7 protein-coding genes and 1 pseudogene are annotated in these 9,568 nt (G+C 65.5%); 7 read left to right on the top strand and 1 reads right to left on the bottom strand.

Annotated elements, in window-relative coordinates; all coding sequences use genetic code 11:
- Window positions 1-300 precede the first annotated feature (300 nt).
- Window positions 301-989: pseudogene (locus VL129_RS00775) on the bottom strand (acyl-CoA dehydrogenase family protein); the annotation flags it as partial.
- A 352-nt stretch (window positions 990-1,341) separates the two neighbouring features.
- On the opposite strand from VL129_RS00775, the gene VL129_RS00770 reads away from it, so the two are divergent.
- The 7 genes from VL129_RS00770 (at window position 1,342) to VL129_RS00740 (ending at window position 9,457) form a co-directional block, all read left to right on the top strand.
- On the top strand, window positions 1,342-2,463 hold the full coding sequence (locus VL129_RS00770; protein ID WP_325409070.1) for a Re/Si-specific NAD(P)(+) transhydrogenase subunit alpha: 1,122 nt from the start codon (window positions 1,342-1,344) through the stop codon (window positions 2,461-2,463).
- Between the two features lie 11 nt (window positions 2,464-2,474).
- Window positions 2,475-2,786, top strand: coding sequence for an NAD(P) transhydrogenase subunit alpha part 2 (locus tag VL129_RS00765; RefSeq protein ID WP_325409068.1), 312 nt, complete (start codon window positions 2,475-2,477; stop codon window positions 2,784-2,786).
- 3 nt (window positions 2,787-2,789) lie between these two features.
- On the top strand, window positions 2,790-4,226 hold the full coding sequence (locus tag VL129_RS00760; RefSeq protein ID WP_325409066.1) for an NAD(P)(+) transhydrogenase (Re/Si-specific) subunit beta: 1,437 nt from the start codon (window positions 2,790-2,792) through the stop codon (window positions 4,224-4,226).
- 171 nt (window positions 4,227-4,397) lie between these two features.
- On the top strand, window positions 4,398-5,900 hold the full coding sequence (locus tag VL129_RS00755; protein WP_325409064.1) for an acetyl-CoA hydrolase/transferase family protein: 1,503 nt from the start codon (window positions 4,398-4,400) through the stop codon (window positions 5,898-5,900).
- A 152-nt stretch (window positions 5,901-6,052) separates the two neighbouring features.
- On the top strand, window positions 6,053-6,364 hold the full coding sequence (locus VL129_RS00750) for a DUF2388 domain-containing protein (protein WP_325409062.1): 312 nt from the start codon (window positions 6,053-6,055) through the stop codon (window positions 6,362-6,364).
- A gap of 72 nt (window positions 6,365-6,436) precedes the next feature.
- On the top strand, window positions 6,437-8,389 hold the full coding sequence (locus VL129_RS00745) for a DUF7844 domain-containing protein (RefSeq protein WP_325409060.1): 1,953 nt from the start codon (window positions 6,437-6,439) through the stop codon (window positions 8,387-8,389).
- Between the two features lie 174 nt (window positions 8,390-8,563).
- Window positions 8,564-9,457 carry an AEC family transporter gene (locus tag VL129_RS00740; protein ID WP_414705094.1) on the top strand — a complete coding sequence of 298 codons (894 nt, stop codon included), beginning with the start codon at window positions 8,564-8,566 and terminating at the stop codon, window positions 9,455-9,457.
- Window positions 9,458-9,568 lie beyond the last annotated feature (111 nt).

Raw genomic sequence — 9,568 nt, 5'->3', positions numbered from 1 at the left:
CATTCTACAGCGGCCGTTTTGCTTGTCAAGCGTTGCTTTGAAAACTTTTCGTTTCAACTCAACTGCTTACCACTGCGAACCGAATCAACCCAGCTCGCTAGCGGGAGGCGAATCATACAGCGCCAAACGACACTGTCAACCCCGCCTCGACCAGCAGCCCGCTTCCTCTAGCGAGCATTCCAACCCAGACCCGAACATCCAACTCATTGATTTACAAGGAGTTTTCAGCAGCTCTGCGCTGGAAGTGGGGCGCATTATAGGTGAGCAGAAACTGTTGTCAAACTTTTTATTGCGCAGCTATCAAAAGAACGCCTGGATGCCAGTCTGGGCCCGCCCCAGGATCAGGACATATACGTCGTGCGTACCTTCATTAGTATTTACCACCTCCAAATTGACCAGGCGGCGTCATACCGAACTCATCACTGATACCGTTGCCACGCGAGATCCAGCACCTGCCGCAACTGTTGCGCTTCATCATCGAGATGATTTCCACGGCAGCAGCCCCCTCATCCCTCATGCACCCCAGAGGCAGACAACCCTGCAATGCCAGGGCAATGTCCGCCTGCATGTCGGCCAGCTTCTTCTGAATCAGCTGGTTGGCGGCATGCCAGCAGGGTTCCGCCACGCCCAACGCGCCCCAGGCAATTCCATAGCGCGCCGAGCTCAGGGGGACCCTTCAAGCCACACGCCTTGGGGAAGGCCGTCCGAACAGAACGCCTCGTCCATGGCGATCGCGACGCACGCAGCCCAACCTTGCCCTGGAGGCCCGAGGCGCTGAATCCCTGCCAGCCAGCACGAAGCCGCGAACCTTTGCGCACCCGGGTGATCATCGCGCCGGGATCGCCATGATCCGACTCGGTCAGACCAAACCAGCCGATCGATTCGCCACTGGCGAGCCGAGCAGATACTTCTGCCGGGAAGCCCCGGTGCCGCACATACATATAGATGGGCACCATCACCAGCGAGGGCTGCACGCTCACCACCGAGCGATTCGACCAGCACAGCCATCCAGCCCGCAATGTAGTCACGGCCAGAAACGACTACATTTTCCGGACCGCAAGCCGGTGACCCACCATCCCCGGATGCACGAAGCCGACCTTTCTTCGACTTCAGCCCCAAGACCCTTATTTCCAGTCAAGGAATTACCGAGAACCGCACGGCAGAGAGATATGACTGAACGGTCATATATCGACTTGTAGTTCAACGGATGTTTTACTTCAAAAATCTTGATGGCCTATTCGTTCACCTGCACAATGCCGCGCCTTCCTCCGGAACTACGACCTTCGGAGGGTGTAGTCCCAGTATTGGCCGGACAGAACAACGATAAATAGGAGAACGGAAGTGCTCATCGGCATTCCCCTAGAAACCCACGCTGGGGAAACCCGCGTGGCCGCCACCCCCGAGACCGTGAAGAAGCTTGTCGGTCAGGGACATCAGGTGGCCGTTCAGGCTTCGGCCGGCAGCCATGCCTGCATCCCGGACAGCGCCTACGAACAGGCCGGCGCACGCATCGTCTCCGCCGCCGAGGCCTTCGCCGCCGACCTGGTGCTCAAGGTAGTCGCCCCCAGCGACAGCGAACTGGCGCAGATGAAGCCGGGCGCGGTGCTGGTCGGCATGCTCAACCCCTTCGACAACGCCAGCCTCGCGCGCATGGCCCAGCAAGGCGTCACCGCCTTCGCCCTGGAAGCCGCGCCGCGCACCTCGCGCGCGCAGAGCCTGGATGTGCTCTCTTCCCAGGCCAACATCGCCGGCTACAAGGCCGTGATGCTCGCCGCCAACCACTACCCGCGCTTCATGCCCATGCTGATGACCGCCGCCGGCACCGTGAAGGCCGCCCGCGTGCTGATTCTCGGTGCCGGCGTGGCTGGCCTGCAGGCCATTGCCACCGCCAAGCGCCTGGGCGCGGTGATCGAAGCCTCCGACGTGCGCCCGGCGGTGAAGGAGCAGATCGAATCCCTCGGCGCCAAGTTCGTCGACGTGCCGTTCGAGACCGACGAGGAGCGCGAGTGCGCCCAGGGCGTCGGCGGTTACGCCCGCCCGATGCCGCAGTCCTGGATGGAGCGCCAGGCCAAGGCCGTGCACGAGCGCGCCAAGCAGGCCGACATCGTCATTACCACTGCACTGATCCCCGGCCGCAAGGCGCCCATCCTGCTGCAGGAAGCCACCGTCGCGGAAATGAAGCCGGGCTCGGTGATCATCGACCTGGCCGCTGCCCAGGGTGGCAACTGCCCGCTGACCGAAGCGGATCAGGTAGTGGTCAGGCACGGCGTCACCCTGGTCGGTCACACCAACCTGCCCGCGCTGGTGCCGGCGGACGCCTCCGCGCTGTATGCCCGCAATCTGCTGGACTTCCTCAAGCTGGTCATCGACAAGGACGGCCAGTTCCACCTCAACCTCGAAGACGACATCGTCGCCGCCTGCCTGATGTGCCGGGACGGTGAAGTCGTGCGCAAGAACGGCTAAGGGGCACGGACATGGACCTGATTTCCGACGGTATCTACAACCTGATCATCTTCGTGCTGGCCATCTATGTGGGCTACCACGTGGTCTGGAACGTCACCCCCGCCCTGCACACCCCGCTGATGGCCGTTACCAACGCCATCTCGGCCATCGTCATCGTCGGCGCCATGCTGGCCGCCGCGCTGACCGTCACCCCGCTGGGCAAGGCCATGGGCACCCTGGCCGTGACGCTGGCGGCGGTCAACGTGTTCGGCGGTTTCCTGGTGACCCGGCGCATGCTGGAAATGTTCAAGAAGAAGGCCGCGAAGGCCCCGGTGGAGAAGTAATCAATGAGCATGAACCTGATCACCGTCCTCTACCTGATCGCCTCGGTGTGCTTCATCCAGGCGCTCAAGGGCCTGTCGCACCCGACCAGCTCGCGGCGCGGCAACCTGTTCGGCATGATCGGCATGGCCATCGCCGTGCTGACCACCGTCGCCCTCATCTATAAGCTCGGCACCGAGCTGGCCACCCAGGGCATCGGCTACGTGATCGTCGGCCTGCTGATCGGCGGCACCGCCGGCTCGATCATGGCCAAGCGCGTGGAAATGACCAAGATGCCCGAGCTGGTGGCGTTCATGCACAGCATGATCGGCCTGGCCGCGGTGTTCATCGCCATCGCCGCCGTGGCTGAGCCGCAGTCGCTGGGCATCGTCACCTCGATCGCCGACCCGATTCCGGCCGGCAACCGCCTGGAGCTGTTCCTCGGCGCGGCCATCGGTGCCATCACCTTCTCCGGTTCGGTGATCGCCTTCGGCAAGCTGTCCGGCAAGTACAAGTTCCGCCTGTTCCAGGGCGCGCCGGTGGTGTTCAAGGGCCAGCACCTGCTGAACCTGGCAGTGGGCCTGGTCATCGTCGGCCTGGGCCTGATGTACACCTTCACCGGTGATGTCATCTCGTTCGCCATTCTGGTGGCGCTGGCCTTCATCATCGGCGTGCTGATCATCATCCCCATCGGTGGCGCCGACATGCCGGTGGTGGTGTCGATGCTCAACAGCTACTCGGGCTGGGCGGCGGCCGGTATCGGCTTCTCGCTGAACAACTCGATGCTGATCATCGCCGGTTCGCTGGTCGGTTCCTCGGGCGCGATCCTCTCCTACATCATGTGCAAGGCGATGAACCGCTCGTTCTTCAACGTGATCCTGGGCGGCTTCGGCGCCGAGGCCGGTGGCGCCAACGCCGGCGGCGAGCAGGTGCAGCGCAACGTGAAGTCCGGCTCCAGCGATGACGCCGCCTTCCTGCTGACCAACGCCGACAGCGTGGTGATCGTGCCCGGCTACGGCCTGGCGGTGGCCCGTGCCCAGCACGCGCTGATGGAGCTGGCCGAGAAGCTGACCCACCGTGGCGTGACCGTGAAGTACGCCATCCACCCGGTAGCCGGCCGTATGCCCGGGCACATGAATGTGCTGCTGGCCGAGGCCGAGGTGCCTTACGAGCAGGTGTTCGAGATGGAGGACATCAACAGCGAGTTCGGCCAGACCGACGTGGTGCTGGTGTTGGGCGCCAACGACGTGGTCAACCCGGCGGCCAAGAACGATCCGAAGTCGCCGATCGCCGGCATGCCGATCCTCGAGGCCTACAAGGCCAAGACGGTGATCGTCAACAAGCGCTCGATGGCCAGCGGCTACGCCGGCCTGGACAACGAGCTGTTCTACATGGACAAGACCATGATGGTCTTTGGCGACGCCAAGAAGGTCATCGAAGACATGGTCAAGGCCGTGGACTGACCCAAAAAGCGTTGAGCGACAGCCACCTGCGCACAATCGGCGGTGGCTGTCGATGTTTCTGAGCAAGCCCCCTCCGTGATGCGCACTTGACCTTCGTATTACAGGCGTGAGGCGAGCGAAACCCTAGACTCGGGGGCTGTTCAGCCCACAAGAAGATCTAGGAGCCGCTGCATGTCCCAGTACGCCGATCGTATCCGCCTCGCGTCCCTCTGCGAAAAAATCACCACCGCCGAAGAAGCGGCCAAGCTGGTCAAGAACGGAAACACCGTCGGCATGAGCGGCTTCACGCGTGCCGGCGAAGCCAAGAAGCTGCCGCTGGCCCTGGCCGCGCGCGCTCGTCAGGAAGAGCTGAAGATCACCCTGATCACCGGCGCCAGCCTGGGCAACGACATGGACAAGCAGATGGCCGAGTCCGGTCTGCTGGCCCGCCGCATGCCGTTCCAGTCCGATGCCGGCCTGCGCAAGGCGATCAACAGCGGTGAAGTCATGTTCATCGACCAGCACCTGTCCGACACCGTCGAACAGCTGCGTGCCGGCAGCCTGCCGAAGGTCAACGTGGCAATCATCGAAGCCTGCGCCATTACCGAGAACGGCGGCATCGTGCCGACCACCTCGGTGGGCAACTCCGCCAGCTTCGCCGAAGCCGACGTGGTGATCGTCGAGCTGAACCTGGCCCACCCGGCCGCCCTGGAAGGCCTGCACGACATCTACCTGCCGGCCAAGCGCCCGAACCGCGGCCCGGTGCCGCTGATCAACGGCCAGGACCGCATCGGCACCCCCTACATCCCGTGCGACCCGGCGCGCATCGCCGCCATCGTCATCACCGACCAGGAAGACTCCTACTCCGCCGTCCTGCCGTCCGATGAGGACACCCAGGCCATCGCTGACCACCTGATCGCCTTCCTCGAAATGGAAGTCGAGCGCGGCAACCTGACCTCCAGCCTGCTGCCGCTGCAGGCCGGCGTCGGCACCATCGCCAACGCCGTGATGAGCGGCCTGCTGAAGTCCAACTTCAGCGGCCTGACCATGTACTCCGAAGTGCTGCAGGACTCCACCTTCGAGCTGTTCGACGCCGGCAAGCTGGCCGCCGCCTCCGGCTGCTCGTTCACCCTGTCCGAGCGCATGTGCCACCATGTGATGGCCAACCTCGACAAGTACAAGGACAAGCTGGTGCTGCGCCCGCAGGAAATCTCCAACCATCCGGAGATCGTCCGCCGCATCGGCATCATCGGCATCAACACCGCGCTGGAGTTCGACATCTACGGCAACGTCAACTCCACCCACGTCAACGGCACCCACATGATGAACGGCCTGGGCGGCTCGGGCGACTTCACCCGCAACTCCCACCTGGCGATCTTCGTGACCAAGTCGATCGCCAAGGGCGGCGCCATCTCCAGCGCCGTGCCGATGGTTCCGCACGTCGACCACAACGAGCACGACGTGGACATCATCGTCACCGAGCAGGGCCTGGCCGACCTGCGTGGCCTGGCGCCGCGCGAGCGCGCCCAGCTGATCATCGACAAGTGCGTGCACCCGGACTTCCGCCCGGCCATGCAGGACTACTTCGACCGCGCCTGCGCCAGCGTCGGCGGCCAGACCCCGCACATCCTCGAAGAAGCCTTCTCCTGGCACACCAACATGTGCAAGACCGGCCACATGCTGGGCAAGCGCTGATTGCAACGGCCCGCACCACCCACCGGTGGTGCGGGCCGCGGCCGTGCGCGCCGGCGCTGCTGGCTTTTAGCTATCTAGCTAATGGTCGCTGTGCACAAAGCTCGTTACACTCGCGGCTCCAAAATCTGCCAACAACCCCCGAGGTAAACCGCATGACTCCGATTCGTCTGTTCGGCGCCGCTGCTCTGCTGAGCCTGTCGTCCCTGGCCAGCGCCTCCAGCTTCATCGGTACCACCGACATGATCGGCAGTGCCCTGATCGGCACCACCGAATCCACCACCGACATGTCCTCCGGCGATGAAAAGATCGTTCTGGCTGCCCGTGAAGACGCCGCCAGCTTCGTTGCCAGCCGTGGCGAAATCCGCGGCGCCCACCTGGAGTCCGCACTGCAGGTGATCCGCGCCAAGGCGCCCGCCCTGCAAGCCTCCGACCTGGAGCTGGCCGAGGCCATCCTCGCCCGCTAAGCGGTACGACGCGCCGTCGACAGGCGGCGCGTGCTTTCCTTCACGCAGTCATCTGGCTGCGGTCCAACCCGCATGACCCATTCCTTCTCGTTTCGCTTCTTCTGCCTTCTCCTGCTCCTGTCGCTGGCCGCCGGCGCGCGCGCCGAACTGCGTCTGCAGCTGGACGAGCAGGGGCTGAACGATGCCCAGCGCCTGGCCAGTCGCCAACTGCTCGACGAAGCCGTCGCGGCATTGCCACCGCGCCTGATCGAACGCCTGGACCGTCGCGTCACCGTGCGCTGGGCCGAACTGCCCGAGGCCGTGCACGGGCGCATGGCCGGCGAGCGACTGTTGCTCAATCGCACCCTGCTGCCGGGGCTGACCGACGGAAGCGCGCACCGCCAGCCGACCGGGCGCACCCATGGCACGCAATACCGCGAACTGCTGGCCACCGTGCTGCACGAGCTGGCGCACCTGTATGACCGTGCCCGCCTCTGGTCCCCCCTGGATCGTCGCCAGCTGGCGCGCTGCAGCCGACTGGCGAGTACGCTGGGCCCGGTTGGCCTGCCTGACGACTGTCGTGGCGAGAGCGCGCGGCGCTTCACCCTGTCCGACGATCCGCGCCTGCTGGAACTGGCCGGCTGGCCCCAGCGCATCGGCGGACGCGGCGAACCGGTCGACGATAACGGCCAGCACGAGCGCAGCCCGGACCGCTACGAGCTGCACAACCCTCGCGAATTCCTCGCGGTCAATTTCGAGTACTTCCTGCTCGACCCCGACTACGCCTGCCGGCGCCCGGCGCTGCAGCAGTACTTCAGCGAGCACTTCGGCTGGCAGCCGTCCCGCGCCGAACCCTGCGGTCCGCGCCTGCCGTTCCTGAACGCCAGCCGCGACTATGAGAAGGCGCCGCTGGCCTGGATCGACCCCGAGCGTGTTTACGAGGTCGATTACCTGTACGCCGAGGCCAACGACAACTGGGTCAGCCGCTGGGGCCACAGCATGCTGCGCCTGGTGATCTGCGCACCCGGCCGGCCGCGCGGCGCGGATTGCCGCTTGGATCTGGAGCACCATCTGGTGCTCTCCTACCGCGCCTTCGTCGGCGACCTGCAGCTGTCCAGCTGGGATGGCCTGACCGGCGTCTACCCATCGCGGCTGTTCATCCTGCCGCTGTCCCAGGTGGTGGACGAGTACACCAAGGTCGAGCTGCGCGACCTGCTCTCCGTACCGCTGCGCCTGAGCCGCGCCGAACAGGACGACCTGGTGCGCCGCGCGGTGGAAACGCACTGGAGCTACGACGGGCGCTACTACTTCCTGACCAACAACTGCGCGGTGGAAACCCTGCAGCTGTTGCGTACCGGCACCGCCCATCCCGCACTGCGCGGGCTCGACAGTGTCATGCCCAACGCCCTGCTCGCCTCGCTGGCCACCCGCGGCCTGGCCGATCTCGCGCCGCTGGCCGACGCGCGTCAGGCGCTGCGCCTGGGCTACCGCTTCGATTCGTTCCGTGGCCGCTACCAGGCGATGTTCGATGTGTTGCGCCAGCAACTGCCGATTGCCCAGCGCAGCGTCGAAGCCTGGCTGGCCCTGCCGGCGGGCGAGCGCCTGCCGTGGATCGCCAGGGCCGACCTGCGCACCAGCGCCGCCCTGCTACTGCTCGAACAAGCCGCCCAGCGCCAGCAACTGCTGCTGGCCCAGGACGAACTGAAGCAGCGCTACCTGGGCGAAACCGCCGACCCGCAGATGAAGCGCACCGGGGAAACTCTGCAGACCATGCTGGTGCAGGCAGGCTTCCTCAGCCGTCCGGCGGAGTTGCTGAAGAGCGGCTACGGGCTGCCACAACCGGCGGAATGGCGCGAGCTGAACGCGCTGACCGAGGAACGCCACCGGTCGCTGCGCCAGCTGAGCGACAACCTCGACCATGACCTGCGCCAGTTGCTGCTGCCGCAACGGCGCAACGAGCTGGCGGCGGTCGAGACCAACCTGACCCGGCTCGGCGAGCGGGTCCGCAGCCTGCACCGCGAAGCCGGCGGACTGCAGTTGCGCTAGCCGCCGCGCGCGCAAAACCCGGGCGGACCACGACAACCTTGTCCGCCCTGCGATCCGCCCACTAGCAAGCGTGCTAATGATCTTGCGTTCGCCGCGCGCCGCAACCAAGATAGCGGCGTTTTCGTTCTCGCCGGCCGTACGCCCGGCTTCGGTGGATATGTGCTGCAAGTCCTGATGGCCATCTGGCCACTTTTCGCCCTGATCATTGCCGGGCACCTGATGCGCCGCTGGCAATTCCCCAGCGACAGCTTCTGGCCCGGCGCCGAGCGCCTCAACTACTTCATCCTCTTCCCCGCGCTGCTGGTGGCCAGCCTGGTCAATGCGCCGCTGGACAACCCGGCCATGCCGCGCCTCGCGCTGGGTGTGTTCAGCGTCCTGGGCATCGGCTGGGTCGCCCTGCTGATCCTGCGCAAACTGTTCAAGTGGGAAACCGCGCACTTTGGCGTGTTCACCCAGGCGCAGCTGCGCTTCAACACCTACCTGGGCCTGGCCATCGTCGGCAACCTGTTCGGCGCCGAAGGGCTGGGCATCGCGGCGGTGCTGCTGGCACTGATGGTGCCGGCGGTGAACGTGCTGTCCGTCTGGGCGTTGAGCGCCGAAGGCGGCGTCAGCCCGCGCACCCTGTTGCTGCCCATCCTCAAGAACCCGTTGATCCTCGGTTGCGTGGTGGGCGCACTGATCAACCTCAGCGGCGTGGGCCTGCCGGCCGGCAGCGACCGGCTGTTGAGCCTGATGGCCGCCGCCAGCCTGCCGCTGGGCCTGCTCTGCGTCGGCGCCGCGCTGCAGCCGCAGCAACTGCGCAGCCAACTGGCGCCGCTGGCCTGGAACACCGGGGTTCGCCTGCTGGTCATGCCGCTGCTGGCCTGGGGCGTGGCCTTCCTGCTCGGCCTGCCGGCGCTGGAAACCGCCGTGGTGGTGGTGTTCTTCGCCATTCCGACCGCGACGGCCAGCTACATCCTCACCCGCCAGCTGGGCGGGGACGCCCCGCTGATGGCCGGCGTGATCACCCTGCAGACCCTGCTGTCGGTCGCCAGCCTACCGCTGATCATCGGCCTGCTGGGCTTCTGATCCCCCCTCTGGCCGGAACCTGGCGGGCCGAGTAACATCAGTTCGCCAGCTGCGTCACCGCCGGCCTCGCTCACCCCATCCATTACTCCCAAACGAATCCGTCATCCGCCC

It is taken from the genome of Pseudomonas sp. (assembly GCF_035497915.1).
Taxonomy (GTDB): Bacteria; Pseudomonadota; Gammaproteobacteria; order Pseudomonadales; family Pseudomonadaceae; genus Serpens.
Note: the sequence above shows the minus strand (reverse complement) of the source record. Positions and strands in the feature narration are given on the sequence as shown.

What these genes read in the sequence shown, in the direction of transcription:
- VL129_RS00740 (WP_414705094.1), top strand. Translation starts at nt 8,564, where the DNA reads ATGGCCATCTGGCCACTTTTCGCCCTGATCATTGCCGGGCACCTGATG.
- VL129_RS00755 (WP_325409064.1), top strand. Translation starts at nt 4,398, where the DNA reads ATGTCCCAGTACGCCGATCGTATCCGCCTCGCGTCCCTCTGCGAAAAA.
- VL129_RS00760 (WP_325409066.1), top strand. Translation starts at nt 2,790, where the DNA reads ATGAGCATGAACCTGATCACCGTCCTCTACCTGATCGCCTCGGTGTGC.
- VL129_RS00765 (WP_325409068.1), top strand. Translation starts at nt 2,475, where the DNA reads ATGGACCTGATTTCCGACGGTATCTACAACCTGATCATCTTCGTGCTG.
- VL129_RS00750 (WP_325409062.1), top strand. Translation starts at nt 6,053, where the DNA reads ATGACTCCGATTCGTCTGTTCGGCGCCGCTGCTCTGCTGAGCCTGTCG.
- VL129_RS00745 (WP_325409060.1), top strand. Translation starts at nt 6,437, where the DNA reads ATGACCCATTCCTTCTCGTTTCGCTTCTTCTGCCTTCTCCTGCTCCTG.